The 20,849-nt window shown below is 65.9% G+C and carries 22 protein-coding genes; 20 read left to right on the top strand and 2 right to left on the bottom strand.

The annotated features are described in order from the left end of the window. Positions 1-46: 46 nt before the first annotated feature. Positions 47-1,693 carry a formate--tetrahydrofolate ligase gene (locus tag MAF45_RS03630; RefSeq protein ID WP_237978188.1) on the bottom strand — a complete coding sequence of 549 codons (1,647 nt, stop codon included), beginning with the start codon at positions 1,691-1,693 and terminating at the stop codon, positions 47-49. A 403-nt stretch (positions 1,694-2,096) separates the two neighbouring features. On the opposite strand from MAF45_RS03630, the gene MAF45_RS03625 reads away from it, so the two are divergent. The 16 genes from MAF45_RS03625 (at position 2,097) to MAF45_RS03550 (ending at position 16,415) form a co-directional block, all read left to right on the top strand. After that, positions 2,097-2,855 carry an electron transfer flavoprotein subunit beta/FixA family protein gene (locus MAF45_RS03625; protein WP_237978187.1) on the top strand — a complete coding sequence of 253 codons (759 nt, stop codon included), beginning with the start codon at positions 2,097-2,099 and terminating at the stop codon, positions 2,853-2,855. A 23-nt stretch (positions 2,856-2,878) separates the two neighbouring features. Beyond that, positions 2,879-3,802 (top strand): electron transfer flavoprotein subunit alpha/FixB family protein, encoded by a 924-nt coding sequence (locus MAF45_RS03620; protein WP_237978186.1) that lies wholly within the window; start codon positions 2,879-2,881, stop codon positions 3,800-3,802. A gap of 12 nt (positions 3,803-3,814) precedes the next feature. Beyond that, positions 3,815-4,225, top strand: a complete 411-nt coding sequence (locus MAF45_RS03615; RefSeq protein ID WP_237978185.1) for a PaaI family thioesterase — start codon at positions 3,815-3,817, stop codon at positions 4,223-4,225. After that, positions 4,218-5,039 carry a 1,4-dihydroxy-2-naphthoyl-CoA synthase gene (gene menB / locus MAF45_RS03610; RefSeq protein ID WP_237978184.1) on the top strand — a complete coding sequence of 274 codons (822 nt, stop codon included), beginning with the start codon at positions 4,218-4,220 and terminating at the stop codon, positions 5,037-5,039. The genes MAF45_RS03615 and menB overlap by 8 nt, the downstream gene beginning before the upstream one ends. Beyond that, positions 5,036-6,163, top strand: coding sequence for an AMP-binding protein (locus MAF45_RS03605; protein WP_237978183.1), 1,128 nt, complete (start codon positions 5,036-5,038; stop codon positions 6,161-6,163). Before menB ends, MAF45_RS03605 begins: the two co-directional genes overlap by 4 nt. Before the next feature lie 164 nt (positions 6,164-6,327). Beyond that, positions 6,328-6,690: a 30S ribosomal protein S16 gene (gene rpsP / locus MAF45_RS11240; RefSeq protein ID WP_281069896.1), complete on the top strand. Its 363-nt coding sequence runs from the start codon at positions 6,328-6,330 to the stop codon at positions 6,688-6,690. A 208-nt stretch (positions 6,691-6,898) separates the two neighbouring features. Then, positions 6,899-7,402: a ribosome maturation factor RimM gene (gene rimM / locus MAF45_RS03595; protein ID WP_237978182.1), complete on the top strand. Its 504-nt coding sequence runs from the start codon at positions 6,899-6,901 to the stop codon at positions 7,400-7,402. 26 nt (positions 7,403-7,428) lie between these two features. After that, the gene (gene trmD / locus MAF45_RS03590; RefSeq protein WP_237978181.1) at positions 7,429-8,202 is read left to right on the top strand and encodes a tRNA (guanosine(37)-N1)-methyltransferase TrmD; all 774 of its coding nucleotides are present in this window, start codon (positions 7,429-7,431) and stop codon (positions 8,200-8,202) included. 84 nt (positions 8,203-8,286) lie between these two features. After that, a complete protein-coding gene (gene rplS, locus MAF45_RS03585; RefSeq protein WP_237978180.1) occupies positions 8,287-8,670 on the top strand; it encodes a 50S ribosomal protein L19 in 384 nt (127 codons plus the stop codon). Positions 8,671-8,812: 142 nt separating this feature from the next. Then, positions 8,813-9,379, top strand: a complete 567-nt coding sequence (locus MAF45_RS03580; protein ID WP_237978179.1) for an NUDIX domain-containing protein — start codon at positions 8,813-8,815, stop codon at positions 9,377-9,379. 137 nt (positions 9,380-9,516) lie between these two features. Next, positions 9,517-10,866 carry an argininosuccinate synthase gene (gene argG / locus MAF45_RS03575; protein WP_237978178.1) on the top strand — a complete coding sequence of 450 codons (1,350 nt, stop codon included), beginning with the start codon at positions 9,517-9,519 and terminating at the stop codon, positions 10,864-10,866. Between the two features lie 100 nt (positions 10,867-10,966). After that, positions 10,967-11,908, top strand: coding sequence for a cation diffusion facilitator family transporter (locus MAF45_RS03570; RefSeq protein WP_237978177.1), 942 nt, complete (start codon positions 10,967-10,969; stop codon positions 11,906-11,908). Between the two features lie 76 nt (positions 11,909-11,984). After that, positions 11,985-13,652 (top strand): CTP synthase, encoded by a 1,668-nt coding sequence (gene pyrG, locus MAF45_RS03565; protein ID WP_237978176.1) that lies wholly within the window; start codon positions 11,985-11,987, stop codon positions 13,650-13,652. Continuing rightward, entirely contained in the window at positions 13,649-14,503 is an 855-nt protein-coding gene (gene kdsA, locus MAF45_RS03560) for a 3-deoxy-8-phosphooctulonate synthase (protein ID WP_237978175.1), read from the top strand. Before pyrG ends, kdsA begins: the two co-directional genes overlap by 4 nt. Positions 14,504-14,565: 62 nt before the next feature. Further along, complete coding sequence (eno, locus tag MAF45_RS03555; RefSeq protein WP_237978174.1) at positions 14,566-15,855, top strand: phosphopyruvate hydratase; 1,290 nt, start codon at positions 14,566-14,568, stop codon at positions 15,853-15,855. Between the two features lie 53 nt (positions 15,856-15,908). Further along, positions 15,909-16,415, top strand: coding sequence for a septum formation initiator family protein (locus MAF45_RS03550; RefSeq protein ID WP_237978173.1), 507 nt, complete (start codon positions 15,909-15,911; stop codon positions 16,413-16,415). 84 nt (positions 16,416-16,499) lie between these two features. Here the strand turns inward: MAF45_RS03550 and hslO are convergent, their stop codons facing one another. After that, positions 16,500-17,414 (bottom strand): Hsp33 family molecular chaperone HslO, encoded by a 915-nt coding sequence (gene hslO / locus MAF45_RS03545; protein ID WP_237978172.1) that lies wholly within the window; start codon positions 17,412-17,414, stop codon positions 16,500-16,502. 262 nt (positions 17,415-17,676) lie between these two features. Here hslO and MAF45_RS03540 point away from each other — a divergent pair, with 262 nt between their 5' ends. The 4 genes from MAF45_RS03540 (at position 17,677) to dapA (ending at position 20,811) form a co-directional block, all read left to right on the top strand. After that, positions 17,677-18,540, top strand: coding sequence for a PHP domain-containing protein (locus MAF45_RS03540; protein ID WP_237978171.1), 864 nt, complete (start codon positions 17,677-17,679; stop codon positions 18,538-18,540). 52 nt (positions 18,541-18,592) lie between these two features. After that, positions 18,593-19,252, top strand: coding sequence for a site-2 protease family protein (locus tag MAF45_RS03535; RefSeq protein WP_237978170.1), 660 nt, complete (start codon positions 18,593-18,595; stop codon positions 19,250-19,252). Positions 19,253-19,255: 3 nt separating this feature from the next. Next, on the top strand, positions 19,256-19,825 hold the full coding sequence (locus MAF45_RS03530) for a class I SAM-dependent methyltransferase (protein WP_237978169.1): 570 nt from the start codon (positions 19,256-19,258) through the stop codon (positions 19,823-19,825). A gap of 104 nt (positions 19,826-19,929) precedes the next feature. After that, positions 19,930-20,811 carry a 4-hydroxy-tetrahydrodipicolinate synthase gene (dapA, locus tag MAF45_RS03525; protein WP_237978168.1) on the top strand — a complete coding sequence of 294 codons (882 nt, stop codon included), beginning with the start codon at positions 19,930-19,932 and terminating at the stop codon, positions 20,809-20,811. Positions 20,812-20,849 lie beyond the last annotated feature (38 nt).

Genomic DNA, 20,849 nt, shown 5'->3' with positions numbered 1-20,849 from the left:
CCGCCCCGGAGGGCGGCTTTTTTCACTCCCGGCCGGGCCGGGGGGATCAGGACAGGCCCACAATCTGCCCGTCCTTCACATCGATCTTGAAGGCGTTGGGAACTTTGGGAAGGCCCGGCATTCTCAGGATGGAGCCGGTCGTGATCACGACAAAGCCCGCTCCTGCGTTGAGGATCATGCGCTCCACGGGGATGGTGAAGCCCTTCGGGGCGCCCAGCAGCTTCGGATCGTGCGACAGCGACAGCGGAGTCTTCGCGATGCAGATCGGCAGCCGCCCGAAGCCGAGCGACTCGATCTGCTTCAGATCCTTCACCGCCTTGGGCGAGAGGCTGAAGTCCTTCGCGCCGTAGCAGCGCGTGATGACCGCCTGGAGCTTGTCGAGGATCGGGGCGTCCTCCTCGTAGGCGAAATTGATCGGACGGGGATCGCCCTCGCAGGCTTCGACCACCTGCCGCGCGAGTTCCTCGGTTCCGGCGCCTCCGCGGGCGAACCCGTCGGAAACGGCGAAGCGCGCGCCAAGCTCCTCGCAGCGCCTGCGGATCACCTCGATCTCAGCCTCGTCGTCGTTGGCGAAGTGGTTGAGGGCCACGACGACGTTCGGGCCGAAGCCCTGCATGTTGCGCACGTGGTGGTCGAGGTTGCACAGGCCTTTTTTGAGCGCCTCGAGGTTGGGCTGGCCGATGTCGGCCAGCGGGACGCCGCCGTGCCAGTGCAGGGCGCGGGTGCTTGTCACGATCACCGTGGCGTTCGGGCGCAGGCCGGCCGAGCGGCACTTGATGTCGAAGAATTTTTCTCCGCCCAGCTCTGAACCGAAGCCCGCCTCCGTGATGGCGTAGTCGCCGATCGTGAGGGCGGCCTTGGTGGCGGCCACCGAGTTGCAGCCGTGGGCGATGTTCGCAAACGGCCCGCCGTGGATGAACGCAGGGCCGCCTTCGATCGTCTGCACGAGGTTCGGCTTCACCGCCTCGAGCAGCAGCGCCATCAGCGCCCCGGTGCAGCCGATTTCCTTGACGGTGAGCGCCGAGCCGTCGCGCTTTGTGGCGACCACCATCCGGTCGATGCGCGCACGCAGGTCCTCCTCGTCCTTGGCGAGGCAGAACACCGCCATCAGTTCCGAGGCCACCGTGATGTCAAAGCCCGTCTCGGCGGGCACGCCGTTGGCGGAGCCGCCCAGGCCCGTCACGATGAAGCGCAGCTGCCGGTCGTTCACATCGAGCACGCGCTTCCAGGTCACTTCCTTGATGTCGTGCTCGCCGCGGAAGCGGCAGTTGTCGATGATGGCCGCGAGCAGGTTGTTCGCAGCGGTGATCGCGTGGAAGTCGCCGGTGAAGTGCAGGTTGATCGACTCCATCGGCAGCACCTGGGAATAGCCGCCGCCGGCGGCGCCGCCCTTCATGCCGAAGCACGGGCCGAGCGAGGGCTCGCGAAGCGCGAGGCAGGACTTTTTGCCGATCCTGCGCAGTCCCTGGGCGAGTGCGATCGAGGTCGTCGTTTTGCCCGAGCCCGCGGGCATGCCGGAGGTGGCCGTCACAAGGATGAGCTTGCCGTGGGGCTTGCGCTCCGGGGAGAGCTTGACCTTCGCCTTGTCGCGGCCGTAGGGCTCGAACTCCTCGTCAGAGAGCCCGATTTCGTGGGCGAGCTGCTCGATTGGCTTCAGCTTGGTCGCATGGGCGATTTCAATGTCAGACAGCATAGGGGTCTCCTGATTAATTCCAAATGGACAGAAAAACAAAAGAACTCAAAACACTTCATCTGATCATGGGCTTCGTGTTTCCCCAAAGAGCGGCAGGCTTCGCGCGGCGGGGCGCGGGAAAAGGAAAAAGGCAAAGCCCGTGGGCGGGAGCGCGCAGACACCTCCCCCCGGCAATCCCTCTATTTTGACAGAATCGGAGCCCGGGGCTCGGCGCCAGAAGGGGTAGCCGGCTTCGTCACGAAGAAGTAGAGAGGGGAGCTTTGGTGGTATCAAAAAGGCAAGCAGATGACTTTTTCTTCCTCGTTAAAGGCGGGAAGGGGCCTTTATAATGCCTCTCCACACAGCAAGGGCGGGCCCGAGCCGGTGCGTCTCCGCCCATGAACCCCTTTCCTAGGAGCAATGAATGAAGGTTCTGGTTGCAGTTAAAAGAGTGGTCGACTACAACGTGAAGGTTCACGCGCTGGCCGACGGCAGCGGTTTGGACGTTGACGGCAAGCCCGCGGTCCGGCGCTCCCTCAATCCCTTTGATGAGATCGCCGTCGAGGCTTCCGTGCACCTGAAGGAGACGGGCGCGGCCGATGAGGTGGTCGCGGTGAGCGTGGGCGAGGCGAAGGCCGTGGACACCCTCCGCGTGGCGCTGGCCATGGGAGCCGACCGCGGCATTCTCGTTCATACCGACGCGAAGACCGAGCCGCTGGGCGTCGCTCGGCTTCTCAAGGCTGTCGTGGACCGGGAGAAGCCCGACCTCGTCGCCGTGGGCAAGCAGGCGATCGATGACGACGCGGGTCAGACGGGCGCCATGCTGGCCGCCCTGATGGATGCGCCTTTCGGAGCGAACGCGAACAGCGTCGAGCTCAAGGACGGCGCGCTTTATGTCTCCTCCCAGACCGTGGACGGGACCGAGCTGAGGAAGCTGTCGCTGCCGGCGGTGTTCGCGGCCGACCTGCGGCTCGCAGAGCCCCGCTACGTGACGCTGCCGAGCATGATGAAGGCGCGCAGGAAGCCCGTGGAGACGATCGAGGCGGAGACGTTCGGGGCCGATTTCGCCCCGCAGCTGAAAATCACCCGCTACGACGCGCCGCCCGCGCGCAAGGCCGGCGTGATGGTGGGCAGCGTCGCCGAGCTCGTCGAGAAACTGCGTTGCGAGGCGAAGGTCCTTTAACTTTTTATCAGGCTGAAGACAAAATGACGATTCTGGTAGTAGCTGATTTTGAAGAGGGCAGCCTGAAGGCTTCCACGGCCAGCGCGGTGGCGGCCGCCTCTCTGGCGGGCGGTCCCGTGACCCTGCTCGTGGCCGGGCACGGCGCCGAAGGGGCCGGCCCCGAGGCTTCGAAACTGCACGGCGTGGAGCGCGTGCTCGCCGTCGAGACGCCCGAGCATCCGTCGCCCGAGACGATTGCGGCCCAGGTGCTGGCCAACTGCGGAGGCTGCAGCCACATTTTCTTTGCGATGAGCTTCCTGAACCGCGCGGCGATGCCCCGCGTTGCGGCAAAGCTCGGCGTCTCGCCGCTGAGCGAAGTCTCAGCCGTGCTTGGGCCGCACACCTTCCGCCGCGCGATCTATGCGGGCGGCGTGATCACCACGGTGCAGTGCCCGGAAGGGGCCGTCGTGGTGGCCACCGTGCGCACCACCTCCTTTGAGCCCGCCGCGGCGGACGGGGCCGCAGCCGTTGCGCCGGGAGCGGCGGCGCCAGCCTTCGAGGGCAGCGTTTTCGTCACCTCGGACGTGAAAAAGAGCGACAGGCCCGAGCTTCTCACCGCCAAGCGCGTCGTGGCCGGCGGCCAGGGCCTCGAGGATGCTGCGGGATTCCAGGCCCTGGACCGGCTCGCCGCCAAGCTTGGCGCCGCGGTGGGCGCCACCCGCGTGGCCGTCGACGCGGGGCTCGCTCCGAACGAGTGGCAGGTGGGGCAGACCGGCAAGATCGTGGCCCCCGATCTCTACATGGCCTTCGGCATTTCCGGGGCGCTGCAGCACCTCGCGGGCATGATGGGCTCCAAGGTGATCGTGGCCGTCAACAAGGATCCGGAGGCGCCGATCTTCGAGGTGTGCGACTACGGCCTCGTGGCCGATGCGAAGGAGTCAGTCGCCGAGCTTCTGAAGGCGCTTTGACGCGGAGGGGCCATGGGACTTTCCGAAACGCTGGGAATCCGCATCATGCCCGGAGACGATCCGCAGGAGATGCGCGGCGAGCTCGAGGTGACGGAGGGCTGCTGCCAGCCCTACGGGTACTGCGCGGGCGGCGCGATGCTCTCCATCGAGGAGACGCTCGCCGGGCGAGGATCGGCCGCGCTTCTCGAACCGGGGCTGATACCGATGGGCGTGCAGGTGAGCGCGAGCCATGTGAAGGCCGTGCCGCTGGGCGGACGCATCCACGCGGTGGCTAGGCTCCTGAGCCGCGGCCGCAGGCTGCACGTCTGGAACGTGGATCTCTTCGACGAGGCGGGCAGCCTCGTCTCGACGGCCCGGGTGACCAACGCCATCACGCATCTGCGCGGCGAGCGCCGGGCAAAAGCTGAGGAACAAAATGTCTGACATTGAATGGAAGCCGATCAAATCGTATTCCGACATCCGCTTCGAGCTCTACGAGGGCATCGCGAAGATTACGATCAACCGTCCGCAGGTGAGGAACGCCTTCACGCCGGTCACCGTGGCGGAGATGAGCGAGGCCTTCCGGATCTGCCGCGAGCGCGCCGACATCGCCGTCGTGGTGCTCACGGGCGAAGGCGACAAGGCCTTCTGCTCGGGCGGCGACATGCACTTCAAGGGGCGCGGGGGCTACGTGGGGCCCGACGGAGTGCCGAGGCTCAATGTTCTTGACGTGCAGAAGCAGATCCGCTGCCTGCCCAAGCCCGTGATCGCGATGGTCAACGGCTATGCGATCGGCGGCGGAAACGTGCTCGCCACGGTCTGCGATCTCACGATTGCTTCGGAAAACGCGATCTTCGGCCAGACCGGCCCGAAGGTGGGCAGCTTCGACGCGGGTCTAGGAGCCTCGTACCTTGCCTCGATCGTCGGGCAGAAGAAGGCGCGCGAGATCTGGTTCCTCTGCCGCCAGTATTCGGCCGCCGAGGCGCTGGAGATGGGGCTTGTGAACAAGGTGGTGCCTTTCGAAGAGCTCGAGGCGACCACCGTTGAGTGGGCGCGACGCATGCAGCAGTACAGCCCGCTCGCGCTGAGGTTCCTTAAGTTCGGCCTCAACGCCGAGCTTGACGGTCAGCTGGGGCTGCAGCAGTTCGCGGGCGACATGACGATGCTCTACTACATGACCGACGAGGCCCAGGAGGGCGGGAAGGCGTTCCTCGAAAAGCGGGCTCCGGATTTTTCCAAGTCTCCGAGGCTGCCTTGAGCGCTCCCGGGGAGAAGGCAGCCTCGGAGCTGCCGCAGCGGCTCTGGCTGAACGGCCGTGTGCTTGAGGGGCGGAAGGATTTCGAGCGCGCGCTCGAAAACGCCTCCGAGCAGGAGCGGCCGGTGCTGGAGTTCGGCCTAAGGTGGTGCTCCGATGAGCCCGAGATGGTGCTGCATACCTCGGGCTCGACCGGCCGCCCGAAGGAGATCCGCGCGAAAAAGATCTGCATGGCCGCCAGCGCGCGCATGACCGTGCGCAGACTCGGGCTGCGGGCGGGCGACACCGCGCTGCTGTGCCTGCCGATGGATTACATCGCGGGCCAGATGGTGGTTGTGCGCTCGATGCTCGCTGGTCTCAGGCTCGTTGCCCGCCGTCCGAGCCGCAGGCCTTTCGAGGACCTTGCCCGCGCGCCCGACTTCGCCGCGCTCGTGCCCCTGCAGGTGCTCTCGACCCTTGAGCACGAGGCTGAGCGCTCGCTGCTGGCCGCCACCCGCGAGGTTCTGATCGGAGGCGCGGCGGTCGACCGGGCGCTTGCCGCCCGGCTCGCGTCTTTTCCGAACCGGCTCTGGTCGTCCTACGGCATGACCGAAACGCTCTCGCACATCGCGCTGCGGCCGCTTTCGGGGCCGCGCGCCGGAGTTTGGTATGAGCCTCTCGAGGGCGTGCGCGTTTCCTCCTCGCCCCGCGGCACGCTCGCGGTGAGCGCGCCCGCGGTCGGCGTGTCCTTAATCGAGACCAACGATCTGGTCGTCTTCGAGCCGGGAAGCGACCGCTTCCGGGTGCTCGGGCGAACCGACAATGTGATCGACTCGGGCGGCATCAAAGTGCCCGCCGAGGCGCTTGAGGAGCTGATTGGAACGGTGCTCGAGAGCCCCTTCGCGATCGCCCCGCTGCCCGACCCCGAGCTCGGGAACTCGGTCGCCATCGTGGTGGAGGGGACGCCGGATCTCCCGCTGCCGGACTTCCGGGCGCTGCTGCGCGGCGCGGGGCTCTCGCCCTACTGGAAGCCCCGGAGCGCCGTCTTCGTGGAGAGGCTTCCGCGCACCCGCACCGGCAAGCTCGACCGGACCGCGCTCCGGGAGGCTGCCCGAAGCGCCCCGGGCCGCTTCCGCAGGGCGCTCTAGCGTGTTTCGGTCGCGCAGTTGCGGTGGAAAACGAATTGCAATAAAATCACACCTTTCCGACCTCGACCCCGAGGCAGGGGATCAAGTCGGACCTTTTTTTCCTGCCGGCGCCGGGCTCAGGTCCCGGCTGCGGCTTTGTTTTGTCAATTTACGAGGTAAATAGCATGGTTGTTATCCGTCTGGCTCGCGGCGGCTCCAAGAAGCGTCCGTTCTATAACGTTGTTGTCACTGACTCCCGCAAGCGTCGCGACAGCCACTACATTGAGCGCGTCGGCTTCTACAACCCGGTCGCCGCCGGTGCCGACGTTCGTCTTCACTTCGAAGAAGACCGCGTTAACTTCTGGGTTTCCAAGGGCGCCCAGATGAGCGACACCGTCGCCCGTCTGTTCAAGAACCGTGCCGCCCTCTCCGCCCCCGAAACGGCCGAGCAGAAGGCTGCCGTGGCCGCGAAGAACGCTGCCAAGAAGGCTGCCGCCCAGGCCGCCGCCGACGCGAAGGCCGCTGAAGAGGCAGCCCCCGCCGCCTGATTGTTCAGGCGCTGAAGCCGCGCGGCTTCGGGGCGGAATTGCCTTCGCGCCCCGCTGCAGGCCGCGTCGTTTCATACATCGGTCCTTTTTTCCGTACGTCCGGGCTTTGCGGCGTGCTACGTGTCTCGCCGCTGCGAGCGCTTAACCCGGTATCTAGGCGTAGGGAGGAAAGGGCCTCTTTTTTTGCCCGGAGCTTTTAAGCAAGACGATGACAAAATGGATCGAGATGGGCCGCACTGCGGGCCCTTACGGCGTGAAAGGCTGGATCAGGATTTCGCCCGCGGGCGAAGGAGATCTGCTGCTGGGCTCCAGGGCATGGGCCTTCCGGCCCGCCGCCGGAGGCGATCCCCGGCCCCTGGAGCTCGAGGGGGCGAGGGCGCACGGGGGGATGATCATCGCGAAGTGGAAGGGCTGCGACTCGCCCGAGGCGGCCCGGCTCTGGCGCGGCACGATACTGCTCGATCGCAGCGCCTTCCCGAAGCTGCCTGAGGGCGAATGGTGGGCCGCGGACCTTGAGGGCTGCGAAGTCGTGAACCGGGCGGGCGACAGGCTCGGGACCGTCACGGGGCTTGGCAGCAACGGCGCGCAGGACATCCTTCAGGTGAAGGGCGCCTCGCACGGCTACCTCATCCCCATGGTCCCCGCGTACCTGCTCGCAGTGGAGCCTGAAAAAAAGCTCATCACGGTCGACTGGGATCCGGACTGGTTCTGAGGGAGCCGAGAAAAGGGAGGCAAGCCATGCGCTTTGACGTCGTCACGCTTTTTCCTGAAATGTTCGCAGCGGTCTCCGAGTGCGGCATCACTTCCCGCGCCATGAAGCGCGGGCTCTGGCAGCTCGGGCTGTGGAATCCGCGCGATCAGACGCATGATCCGCACCGCACGGTCGACGACCGGCCTTTCGGGGGCGGCCCGGGCATGGTGCTCATGGCCGAGCCGCTCGCGCTCACCCTTGAGGCGATCCGCGCTTCGGGCAACGCGGGCCGGGTGGTGTCCTTCGCGCCCGGCGGCAGGCCTCTGGCGGACGCCGACATCGCGCGCTTTGCGCGCGAGGACGCCCCCCTGGTGCTCGTGTGCGGGCGCTACGAGGGCATCGACCAGAGGTTCCTCGACGAGTTCGTCGACGAGCAGTTCTGCATCGGGGACTTTGTGCTCTCCGGCGGGGAGCTGCCCGCCCTGTGCCTGATCGACGCCGTCGTGCGGCGTCTGCCCGGCGCAATCAAGGAGCTGTCGGCCGAGGACGAGTCCTTCGCGACGGGGCTGCTCGACGAGCCGCACTATACAAGGCCAGAACTCTGGCGCGGGCATCCCGTGCCAGAGGTGCTTCTTTCGGGCAACCACGCGGTGGTTGAGCGCTGGAACCGCGACCGGGCGCTTGAGGCGACTTGCGCAGTGAGGCCTGATTTGATTAAAATTGCGCGTTCCTGCGGAAAACTTTCGCGGGAAGACGAAAGGACGCTGCGGGCGATCGCCCGGGCGGCCAGGGAAAAGGCCGACGCCTCGAAAGAGGCGTGAGCCTTCTGATTTTCAAATCCATCCTACGGCGGCACTCATAAATTTTTTCCAAACGCCGCTCGTGATGGCACCGGAGTTTTTAAAGTGGCAAACATTATCGAAGTTCTCGAGCAGGAAGAAATCGCCCGCCTCAACAAGACCATCCCGGCGTTCGCCGCCGGCGACACCGTGGCCGTTGCCGTGAACATCAAGGACGGCGACCACACCCGCGTCCAGGTCTATGAAGGCGTCGTGATCGCCAAGCGCAACCGCGGCCTCAATTCTTCCTTCACGGTCCGCAAGATTTCGTCGGGCGAAGGCGTGGAGCGCACGTTCCAGACCTACTCCCCGGCTCTCGCCACGATCACCGTGAAGCGCCACGGCGACGTCCGCCGCGCGAAGCTCTACTACCTGCGCAGCCGCGCCGGCAAGACCGCCCGCATCCGCGAGCGCCTCGTCCGCAAGGATGCCGCGAAGGCCGCCGAGTAAGCGCCTGTTCGGGAAAAAGCGCGGGGCCTGCGGGCCCGCGCGCGAAGCAGTACACTTTGGAGAATCCGCCGGAGCTCAGCCGCACCGGCGGATTTTTTCAGACCTGAGGGAGCTCAGAAAGACAGGAAAGGAGCTGAAGGCGATGATGACCGATGATGAGAAGCTGCGGGAAACGAGGCTGGGCGGCGAGCCCGTGTTTGAGGGCAGGCTGCTGCACGTGTTCCGCGACCGGGTCCGGCTGCCCGACGGACGGGAGTCGACCCGGGAGTATATCCGGCACCCCGGCGCTTCAGCCGTCGTGCTGCTGCGCGGCGGCGAGGTGCTGCTTGAGCGGCAGTGGCGCTATCCGCTGGGCCGCGCGTTCTGGGAGGTCCCCGCAGGCAAGCTCGAGCCCGGCGAGGAGCCCCTGAGCTGCGCCCGCCGAGAGCTCGCCGAGGAGACGGGCTACGAGGCCGAGGGCTGGGCGAGCCTGGGCTCCATGTGCCCCGGGATCGGCTACTCGAACGAGGTGATTCACCTCTTTCTCGCGCGGGCGGCCTCGGGCGGCGAGCGCCACCTTGACGCCGGAGAGTTCCTCGACCTCTTCTGGGTGCCGTTTGAAGAGGCCGTCGCGCGGGCGGCCTCGGGCGACATCGACGACTCGAAGACGATCGCGGCCCTCTTCCGCGCGGAAAAGTACCTCGAAAGGAACCCCCGGGAAGGGCGGTGAGAAAAAAAGGGGGATTCCCCGGTCCCCTTGAGAGGCTGAATTCGAGGATAATGGGCAAGTGAGCGTCCGGATCCTTGCCATCTCCGGTCCCATTTTTTTACAGCCCATGGCTGGGCCAAACAAAACGATTACGGCAAATGTCACAAACAATCCTACAAAGCGTTCCGGTCGGCCAGAAGGTCGGCATTGCGTTCTCCGGCGGTCTCGACACGAGCTGCGCCCTTCACTGGATGAAGAAGAAGGGGGCTCTGCCCTACGCCTACACGGCCAACCTCGGCCAGCCTGACGAAAAGGATTACGAGGCGATCCCCAAGCGCGCCATGGAGTACGGCGCCGAGAAGGCCCGCCTTATTGACTGCCGGCCCCAGCTTGTGTCCGAGGGCATCGCCGCCATTCAGGCGAACGCCTTCCACATCTCCACGGGCGGAGCGATCTACTACAACACCACCCCGCTCGGGCGCGCGGTGACCGGAACGATGCTCGTGAACGCCATGCGCGAGGACGGCGTGAACATCTGGGGCGATGGCTCCACCTACAAGGGCAACGACATCGAGCGCTTCTACCGCTACGGGCTCATCGCCAACCCGAACCTCAAGATCTACAAGCCGTGGCTTGACACCGCCTTCATTTCCGAGCTGGGCGGGCGCGCCGAGATGAGCGCCTTCCTGCAGTCCGAAGGGTTTAACTACAGGATGTCCGCCGAGAAGGCCTATTCGACCGACTCCAACATGCTCGGCGCCACGCACGAGGCGAAGGATCTCGAGCACCTGAGCACCTCGATGAAGATCGTCGAGCCGATCATGGGCGTCGCCTTCTGGGACCCCGAGGTCGTGATCAAGCCCGAGGAAGTGACGGTCACCTTTGAGGAAGGCCGCCCGGTCGCCCTGAACGGCACCGAGTTCACCGACCTCGTGAAGCTCATGTACGAGGCCAACCGCATCGGCGGCCGCCACGGCCTCGGCATGTCCGACCAGATCGAGAACCGCATCATCGAGGCGAAGTCCCGCGGCGTCTACGAGGCCCCGGGCATGGCGCTGCTGCACATCGCCTACGATCGCCTCGTCACCGGCATCCACAACGAGGACACGATCGAGCAGTACCGCATCAACGGCATCAAGCTCGGCCGCCTGCTCTATCAGGGCCGCTGGTTCGACAGCCAGGCGATCATGCTGCGCGAGTCCGCCCAGCGCTGGGTGGCCCGCGCGATCACCGGCGAGGTGACCCTCGAGCTGCGCCGCGGCAACGACTACACGATTCTTGACACCCGCAGCCCCAACCTCACCTACGAGCCCGAGCGGCTCACGATGGAGAAGGGCGACTCGATGTTCACGGCCGTCGACCGCATCGGGCAGCTTACGATGCGTAACCTCGACATCGTCGATACCCGCCAGAAGCTTGGCATTTATGCGAAGCAGGGACTGCTCACCGGCGGCGCCGGCACCATGGCCCCGATGATCTCGATGGAGCTCAAGGCCGACAAGAAGTAAGCGGCGGCCGCTTCGTCCGCAGAAAAGCCGGGGAGCTGTTCCCCGGCTGCTTCGCCCTCGCGCAGATGCTGCTGTGGAGGGCGTTTTGTTTGATTGCAAAATGACAGAAAGAACGCCTTATCAGGTCTCGCGCCGGCAGGTCGAGCCCTACTCCTCGCACGAGCAGGGCGACTCCTCCTACAACCACTGCTCCACGAAGGTGAGGGTCTCGGTGCTCGGGACCGCCATCGCACTTACCCTGGGCTTCTCCGCGATCGAGCTGACGGTGGGCCTCATCGGCAATTCGCTCGCCCTCGTGGGCGACGCGGGCCACATGGTGACCGACTCCATGTCGCTGCTTTTCGCGCTGATTGCCAACATCTTTTCGAGGAAAGGCGCCGACGAGGACCACTCCTTCGGGCACGGGCGGCTCGAGGCGCTCGCCGCTTTCGTGAACGGGCTGCTCATGGCGGCCGTGATCTGCTGGATTCTCCGAGAGGCGGTGGGCCGCATCCTCACTCCGGAGCCCGTCTCGGGCGGCTCGGTCATGCTGGTGGCCGCAATCGGCCTCGCGGTGAACATGGGGGTGGCCTGGTCGCTCTCCCGGGACAGGAAGAACATGAACACGCGGGCCGCGCTCGTGCACGTGCTGGGAGACCTGCTCGGGTCGCTTGCCGCGATCAGCGCGGGCTTCATCATCTGGATGGGCGGCCCCACGATCGTCGACCCGCTGCTGTCGCTGTTTGTCGCTGTGCTTCTCGTGAAGGCGACCTACGGAGTGCTGCGCGAATCGACCCGGGTGCTGCTTGACGCCGTCCCTGAGGGAATCGAGTACGAGGCGGTGGGCGACACGATCGCCGCGGTTCCGGGCGTGCGCGCCGTGCACGACCTCCATGTCTGGACGATGGCGCCCGGACATGCGGCCGTGCAGGCGCACGTGCACGTAAGCGGCCCCGCCGAGTGGCCCGGGGTGCTCGAGGGGGTGAGGCTGGCGCTTTTCAAGCGCTTCGGAATCGACCACGTCACGATCCAGCCCGAATGGGACGCCGGGCAGAAGCGCTGACGGGGCTGCTGCGCCTCCGCGGCCTGCCCTCCTTTATAATTCTCTCTTTACAGTCCAACCTACTTTTGAGATCACGATGACCAAATTCGTATTTGTGACAGGCGGTGTGGTTTCCTCGCTCGGCAAGGGCATTGCGGCGGCTTCGCTTGCCGCCATCCTCGAGTCGAGGGGACTCAAGGTGACGATGATCAAGCTCGACCCGTACATCAACGTTGACCCGGGCACGATGTCTCCCTTCCAGCACGGCGAGGTCTTCGTGACGGAGGACGGCGCCGAGACGGACCTGGACCTCGGGCACTACGAGCGCTTCATCTCGGCGAAGATGCACAAGCCCAACAACTTCACGACCGGCCAGATCTACGAGTCGGTGCTACGCAAGGAGCGCCACGGCGAGTATCTCGGCAAGACCGTGCAGGTGATTCCGCACATCACCAACGAAATTCAGGAGTTCATCCTCAAGGGCGTGCGCAGCGCCTGGGACGGTCATCCCGACGTGGCCGTGATTGAAATCGGCGGCACGGTGGGCGACATCGAGTCGCTGCCTTTCGTCGAGGCGATCCGCCAGCTCTCCTTCCGCGTGGGCCGCAACAATACCTGCTTCATGCACCTCACGCTGTGCCCGTGGATCGCGAGCGCGGGCGAGCTCAAGACCAAGCCCACGCAGCACTCCGTGCAGAAGCTGCGCGAGGAGGGCGTCTATCCCGACGTGCTGCTGTGCCGCGCCGACCGCCCGATTCCGGAATCCGAGCGCGCGAAGATCTCGCTTTTCTCCAACGTCCCGATGGATCACGTGATCTCGGTCTACGATGCGAAAACGATCTACGAGGTGCCGCTTATCCTGCACCGCCAGCACCTGGACGACATTGTCTGCGCGAAGCTCGGCATCGAGGCGAAGCCCGCTGACCTCTCGCGCTGGGAGAACATCGTCAAGCACTTCATGGATCCGCAGGGCGGCTCGGTCACGATCGCAATGGTGGGCAAGTACGTCGACTACGCTGACTCCTACAAGTCCCTCAACGAGGCGCTCATCCACGCGGGCATCGCCACCGACACCCGCGTGAAGGTGAAGTACATTGATGCGGGTGACATCGAGACCCACGGCACGGACTGCCTCAAGGGAGTCGACGCGATCCTCGTGCCGGGCGGCTTCGGTAAGCGCGGCGTCGAGGGCATGATTCAGGCGATCGAGTACGCCCGCAAGAACAAGATCCCGTTCCTCGGGATCTGCCTGGGGATGCAGTGCGCGGTGATCGAGTTCGCGCGCCACGTCTGCGGCCTGGGCGGCGCGAACTCCACCGAGTTCGACATCGATACGCCGCATCCCGTGGTCTCGCTCATCACCGAGTGGCACGACCGCTCCGGCGAGGTGATCCACCGCGACGAGGCCTCGGACCTGGGAGGCACGATGCGGCTGGGCCGCCAGGAGTGCCCGGTGAAGGACGGCACGCTCGCGCACAGCATCTACGGCGACCACGTGGCCGAGCGCCACCGCCACCGCTACGAGGTGAACAACTCCTACGTCGCGCAGTTTGAGGAAAAGGGCATGGTGATCTCCGCGCGCACTCCGAAGGACCGCCTGCCGGAGATGATGGAGCTGCGCGATCACCCGTTCTTTGTCGGCGTGCAGTTCCACCCTGAATTCACGTCCAACCCGCGCGAGGGCCACCCGCTGTTCAAGGCCTATGTGAAGGCGGCGATCGCGCAGCGCGACCGCAAGGCCGCAGCGGAAAAGGCCAAGGCATGAAGCTCTGCGGATTTGAGGTTGGACTGGATCGGCCGATCTTCCTGATCGCCGGCCCCTGCGTGATCGAAAGCCGGGAGCTCTGCATCGAGGTCGCCGGGCGGCTCAAGGAGATCTGCGCCGGGCTTTCGATTCCCTACATCTTCAAGGCGAGCTTCGACAAGGCGAACCGCACCTCCGCGAAAAGTTTCCGCGGCATCGGCATGCAGGCCGGGCTGAAGGTGCTCGAGGACGTGCGCCGCGAGGTGGGCGTGCCAGTCCTCACCGACGTGCACACGGAGGCCGAGGTTCCGGAAGTGGCCGCCGTGGTCGACGTGCTGCAGACGCCGGCTTTCCTGTGCCGCCAGACCGACTTCATCCGCGCCTGCGCGAAGTCCGGCCGTCCCGTGAACATCAAGAAGGGGCAGTTCCTCGCCCCGCAGGACATGGTGAACGTGGTCGAGAAGGCGCGGCTTGCCGCCCGCGAGGCGGGACTCTCCGAAGACCGCTTCCTCGTGTGCGAGCGGGGTGCGAGCTTCGGCTACGGCAACCTCGTCTCGGACATGCGCTCGCTTGCCATCATGCGGGGCACGGGCTGCCCGGTGGTCTTTGACGCGACGCACTCCGTGCAGCTGCCGGGAGGCAACGGCTCGAGCTCCGGCGGACAGCGCGAGTTCGTGCCCGTGCTCGCCCGCGCCGCCGTGGCCGCCGGCGTCTCGGGGCTTTTCATGGAAACGCACCCGAATCCCGAGCGGGCCCTCTCCGACGGCCCGAACAACGTGCCGCTTGACCGGATGAAGGAGCTGCTTGAAACGCTGGTCGCAATCGACCGGACGGTGAAGCGTCCGGGCGTGTTTATCGAGCGCACTTTCTGAAGAATGACCGCAGGCCGGGCTCCGCGCCCGGCCTCACTGACACACAAAGCAAAGGAAAAAAGATGAGTTCAATCGTTGATGTTGTCGGCCGTGAAATTCTCGACTCCCGCGGCAATCCCACCGTGGAGTGCGACGTGTGGCTCGAGTCCGGCGTCATGGGCCGCGCGGCCGTTCCCTCGGGAGCCTCCACGGGAGTGCGCGAGGCGATCGAGCTGCGCGACAAGGACCCGAAGCGCTTCGGCGGCAAGGGCGTCACGAAGGCCGTGAGCCACGTAAACGAGGAACTCGCCAATGCGGTGCTCGGGCTCGAGGCCTCCGACCAGTCCTACATTGACAGCAGGATGATCGAGCTCGACGGCACGGACAACAAGAGCCGCCTCGGCGCGAATGCGATCCTCGCCGTGTCCATGGCGGTCGCCCGGGCCGCGGCCGAAGAGACGGGGCTGCCGCTTTTCCGCTACTTCGGGGGCGCGGGCGCGGTGACGATGCCGGTGCCGATGATGAACGTGATCAACGGCGGGGCGCACGCGAACAACAACCTCGATCTACAGGAGTTCATGATCATCCCCTACGGCGCCCCGACTTTCTGCGAGGCCGTGCGCTATGGCGCGGAGACCTTCCACGCGCTCAAGTCCGTGATCAACGGGCTCGGGATGAGCACCGCCGTGGGCGATGAGGGCGGCTTCGCCCCGGCCATGAAGAGCCACGAGGAGGCGATCGAGCTCATCGTGCGCGCGATTGAAAAGGCGGGATTCCGTCCCGGCGAGGACATCGGCATCGGGCTCGACTGCGCGAGCAGCGAGTTCTACGACGAGAAGAAGAACCTCTACACGCTCACCAAGCAGGGCGTCACCTACAGCGCCGAGCAGTGGATCGAGGTGCTCGAGGGCTGGGTGAAGAAGTATCCGGTGGTCACAATTGAGGACGGCATGGCCGAAGGCGACTGGGAAGGCTGGGCAAAGCTCACCCGGGCGCTGGGCGACCGCGTCCAGCTGGTGGGCGACGACCTGTTCGTCACCAACCCGAAGATCCTCGCCGAGGGCATTGAGCGCGGCGTTGCGAACTCGATTCTCATCAAGATCAACCAGATCGGCACACTTTCGGAAACCTTCGAGGCGATCCGCATGGCGCACCGCGCGGGCTACACCGCCGTGGTTTCGCACCGCTCCGGGGAGACCGAGGACTCGACGATCGCCGACATCGCCGTCGGCATGAACGCGGGCCAGATCAAGACCGGCTCGATGTCGCGCTCCGACCGCATGGCGAAGTACAACCAGCTGCTGCGCATCGAGGAGCGCCTGGGCGAGGCCGCTCAGTATCCTGGCCGCCGCGCCTTCGCGCATCTGCGCTGATGCCCGCCGGCGAAGGAATTTCAAGACCTTAGGACTGGAGCGGCTTCTGTCTTATGGAACGCTGGCGATACTGGCTCGCACTCGTGATCTGGGCTCTTGCGATCCTGATTCAGTGGCCGCTGTGGTTCGGCAAGGGCGGCTGGCTCAGGGTTTCGAAGCTCGAGCAGAGGCTGGTCGACACCCAGCAGCAGATCGAGCGCGAGAAGACCTCCAATGAGGCTCTTTACGCCGAGGTGATGTCGCTGCGCCAGGGCACCGACGCCATCGAGGAGCGCGCCCGCCGCGAGCTCTACATGGTGCGCGGCAACGAGGTGCTCTTCCGGGTGAAGAACTCGCCCGAGGAAGAGGCGCGGCTCGCCCAGGAGGAGGCGCGGCGCGCCGCCGACGAGGTGAAGGCCGAAAGCCGAGCTCTTGAAAAGTCGAAGGAAGGCGGGGCCGACATGGGCGATGACAGCGAGGGCGCGGCCGAAGAGATCCGCGAGGGCGAGGCTCCCCGCGCGAAGGCCGACCCGCGGAAGTCCGAAAAGAAAAGCGCCCAGGGGCAGGCCCAGAAGCGCTGATCTGCCGCCGGGCGCCGGCCTGGCCGTGCGCGCGTTGTACCGAAGCAGGAGGCCTTTTTCCGGCACTCCTGCTTTTTTTCTCCTTCAGTTGATCGAACCTGTGGCTTTCGCGGCCCGCTCTTCGAAGAGCGCCTGCACGTCAATCGAATCGAAGCTGTAGGTCTTTCCGCAGAATTCGCACGTGACGTCGATTGAGCCTTTTTCGGCGAGCAGCTCGAGGGCCTGCTTCTCGCCCAGCGCCCGGATCATGCCGCCCACGCGGTCGCGCGAGCAGCCGCATTCAAATCGGGGCGACCGGGGCTTGGCCAGCGAGGGGTTCTCCTGCCAGAAAAGCCTCCTCAGCAGTTCCCGGGGCTCGAGCCTGAGCAGCTCGTCGGCCGTGACCGTTTCGGCGAGCTTCTGCACGCGGTTCCAGTCCTCCGGATCGTAGTCGGGCGCCTCGCCGCGGCCGCCCTCGTCCGCCACCTTCTGCAGCATCAGGCCCGAGGCGGCCGTCGCGTCGGCCGACAGCCACAGCCGGGTCTCGATCTGCTCGGAGTGCGTCATGTAGGCGGCGAGGGCCTCGGCAACGCTGGAGGTCGAAGCGATGTCGACGATGCCCTGGTAGCTTTCGGCGCGCCGGGCGGGATCGGGCTGCACGAGCGTAATCGCGCAGCGCCCTCCACCCGCCGCGTTGACGAGTTCGCGCATTCCCGCACCTTCCGGCACCGGGACGTCCTCGCGCAGCCTCGCGACGGCGCGAAGCCCCAGATCGGGCTTCACCTCCACCATCGCGAGCCGCACCGGGCCGTCGCCCATGATCTGCAGCAGCACGGAGCCGGGGAAAGTGATCGAAGAGGCGAACATCGCCGCCGCGGCCGTCATTTCGCCGAGCAGCTTCTGCACGGGGGCGGGGTACGCCCTGCGCTCAAGGATCGTCTGCCAGGACTCCTGCAGCCGCACGGCGCTGCCGCGGGCGTTGGCCCTGGGAAAATAGAAATGCTCCAGAGTGTCGAACATGGTGCTCCAGTCCGGGGCGGCCGCGCGCCGCGGCGTCCCGATGAGGGTTAGGCGAGGGGCGGCGGACAGGGGTCGGGCCGCCCATCGGAGAAAAAGATCTCTATTTTAGGATTCCAGGGCTCCCTCCGTGCGGCGCGGCCGCGTTTCCCGCATTCTTGTCATGTCGCGGCGGCTCCTGAAGGCCGCGCAATGACCTAACATTGTGACCTGTTCGGTTTTTATTGTTTCGAAAGCGGAGCGCCGCGCCCTCCCTCTTTAGCCCATGAAGATCGACCTGCACACCCATTCAAACGCCTCGGACGGAGGGCTTTCCCCCTCGCAGCTCGTCACCCTTGCCCAGAGCTGCGGCGTCGGGCTGCTTGCGCTCACGGACCACGACACCGTGAACGGCCTTGAGGAGGCCGAGGCCGCGGCCGCGAAGGCAGGCATCACTTTCGTGCCGGGCATCGAGGTCTCGACGCTCTGGCGCGGGATCACCATCCATGTGGTGGGGCTCGGCATCAGGCACCGCGACGGCGTGATGCGCAGGATTTTCGAAAGCGTGGGCGAAAAGCGCATCAGGCGGGGCGTGGAAATAGGGCGGCGCTTTGAGGCCCTGGGCTATCCCGGCGCCTACGAGGGGGCGCTGCGCTACAGCTCGAGCCCGGAGTCTCTCGGGCGGGTGCACTTCGCGCGCTGGCTCGTGCGCGAGGGGATCGTGCGCAACCAGCAGGAGGCCTTCGACCGGTTCCTGCGCGACGACGGCCCGGCCTTCGTGCAGGCCGTCTGGCCGAGCATCGCTCGCGCGGTCGAGGTGATCGGCTCCTGCGGGGGCATCGCCGTGCTCGCCCATCCCGGGCGCTACCGCTGCAGGCCGGGCAAGTCCCTCGAGGAGCTGCTCGCCGACTTCAGGGCCGCGGGCGGGCGCGCGATCGAGGTGAGCTCCGGCAGCCAGTCGGCGGAATCCGATCGGCTGCTCGCCGCGATCGCCCGCGAGGAAGGCTACTGGGCGAGCCTCGGATCGGATTTCCACAACCTCGGCGGATCGCGTCCAAGGCCGGGCGGGGAAAGGCCTCTGCCCGAAGGGCTGGAGCCTGTATGGAAGCACATCCCGGGGCTGCCTGCGCTCGACTGGGACCGGGCGTGAGCGGCCTGCAGGGCCCACGCTCCGCCCCGCCTCCTGCTAGACTTCGTGCACTATGAACATCAATGCCATTGTCCAGCTCATCACCGTCTGCGCGATTCCGCTCATCTTCGCCATCACCATGCACGAAGCTGCCCACGGCTACGTCGCGCGCAGGTTCGGCGATGCGACCGCGTGGGCCATGGGCCGCGTGACTCTCAATCCCGTCAAGCACATCGACCCCTTCGGCACGATCATCCTGCCCGCACTGATGCTGGCCGCCTCGGCCGCGGCCGGAGGCCCGGGCTTTCTCTTCGGATGGGCCAAGCCCGTTCCGGTCAATTTCAGCGCGCTGCGCAACCCCAAGCGCGACATGATCTGGGTGGCGCTTGCCGGACCGCTGTGCAACCTCTGCCAGGCGATCCTCTGGGGCATTGTGCTCAAACTGCTGCTTGTCGCAGGCGTGCAGGAGGAGTTCTTCCTCCGCATGGCGGTCTGGGGCGTGAACATCAACATCTTCCTGATGGCCTTCAATCTGATCCCGATCCCGCCGCTTGACGGCGGACGCGTCGCCGTGGGGGTTCTGCCCTGGAGCATCGGCCGCTACATCGACCGCCTCGAGCCTTACGGGATGTGGATCGTGATCGCGCTGTGCTTTATCGGCGGGGCGAGCTTCCTGGTCGAGCCGCTTGTCCGGTTCGGGCAGGCCGTGGTCTCGCTTTTTGCGGGGATCTGAGCGATGCCGGCGGCCAGACAAGGCACCGAGCCCCGTCTGTCGGCCTGGGTGGAGAGGTTTCTGGCGCTTGCGCCGCGCTCGGGCGCGCGGGTGCTCGACCTCGCCTGCGGCCTCGGCAGGCACAGCCTGTACGCCTCGGTGCTGGGTTTTCGGGTGCTTGCGGCCGACCGCGAGCCCGATTTCGGCGTGATGTCGATCGGCATTCCTGCGATCGAGTTCCGGCGCACGGACCTGGAGTCGCAGCCTTGGCCGTTCGGAGAGGAGAAGTTCGCGGCCGTGATAGTCACGAATTACCTCCACCGTCCTCTGTTTCCTCGGATCGCCGGGGCGCTCGAAGAGGGCGGTCTGCTGATCTGCGAGACCTTCACCGCTCCGCAGGCCGAAGCTTTCGGCAGGCCCTCCAATCCCCTGCACTGGCTGCGCAGCGGCGAGCTGCTCGGGCTCGTGCGCCCGCTTTCGGTCGTTGCCTACGAGGAGGGCCGCACCGAGCGCGGCCGCTTCGTGCAGCGCATCTGCGCGGCAAAACCCTCGCCGGAACGGGGCGCGCAGCGCTTCGAGCTCGGGGCGCGCTGAGTTCCCGGTGCCTGCGGCTTTTGCTCTAAAATGAACTGAATTTTTGTTTCCAGACCGCGCCGGAAAACCTGCCGCGGCTTTGTTTAACCTAACTGGGCTGTCAAATGATTAAAGGTTCAATGATCGCCATCGTCACCCCGATGCGGGAGGATGGTTCGATTGACTACGACTCTTACCAGAAGCTGATCGACTGGCAGGTCCGCGAAGGCGCCGACGCCATCGTCTCGATGGGCACATCGGGCGAGAGCCCCACGGTTTCCTTCCAGGAGCACACCGACGTGGTGAAGGCGGCCGTGGAGGCCGTGGGCGGGCGGGTTCCTGTGGTGGCCGGCACCGGCGCGAACAGCACCGTCGAAGCGGTCAGGCTCACGCAGGAGGCCCGCGCGGTCGGAGCGGATTATTCGCTGCAGGTGGTGCCCTACTACAACAAGCCCACTCAGGAGGGCCTCTTCAGGCACTTCAGCACGGTGGCGAAGGAAGGCGGGTTGCCGGTGATCCTCTACAACGTGCCGAGCCGCACCGGCCGCGACATGACCAACGAAACAGTGCTGCGGCTGGCCGAGGTGCCCGGGATCGCGGGGCTCAAGGACGCGACGGGAGATCTCGCCCGCGCCGAGAGCCTGCTCGCCGCCCTGCCGAAGGACAGCGGCTTCGCCCTGTACTCGGGCAACGACGACTCGGCCCTCTCGCTCATGCTCGCGGGCGGTCAGGGCGTCATTTCGGTCACCGCGAACGTCGCCCCCCGGCTCATGCATGAAATGGCCGCCGCCGCGATCGCGGGCGATGTCGCCAGGGCCCGCGAAATCAATGAGCGGCTGCTGCCGCTTCACCATGAGCTCTTCTGCGAGTCCAATCCGATTCCGATCAAGTGGGCTCTGTGGCGCATGGGCCGCATTCCCTCCGGCATCCGTCTGCCGCTCACCTGGCTCTCCGAACCCGGCCAGAAGAGGGTCGAGAAGGCGCTCGCCGCCGCGGGCCTGATTTAAGGTACACTGATTCGCTCCGGGAGTCCTGAGGCTCCCGG

The organism is Mesosutterella porci (genome assembly GCF_022134585.1).
GTDB classification, from domain to species: domain Bacteria; phylum Pseudomonadota; class Gammaproteobacteria; order Burkholderiales; family Burkholderiaceae_F; genus Mesosutterella; species Mesosutterella porci.
The sequence above is the reverse complement of the archived record's forward strand: the minus strand, read 5'-3'. Positions and strand labels throughout refer to the sequence as shown.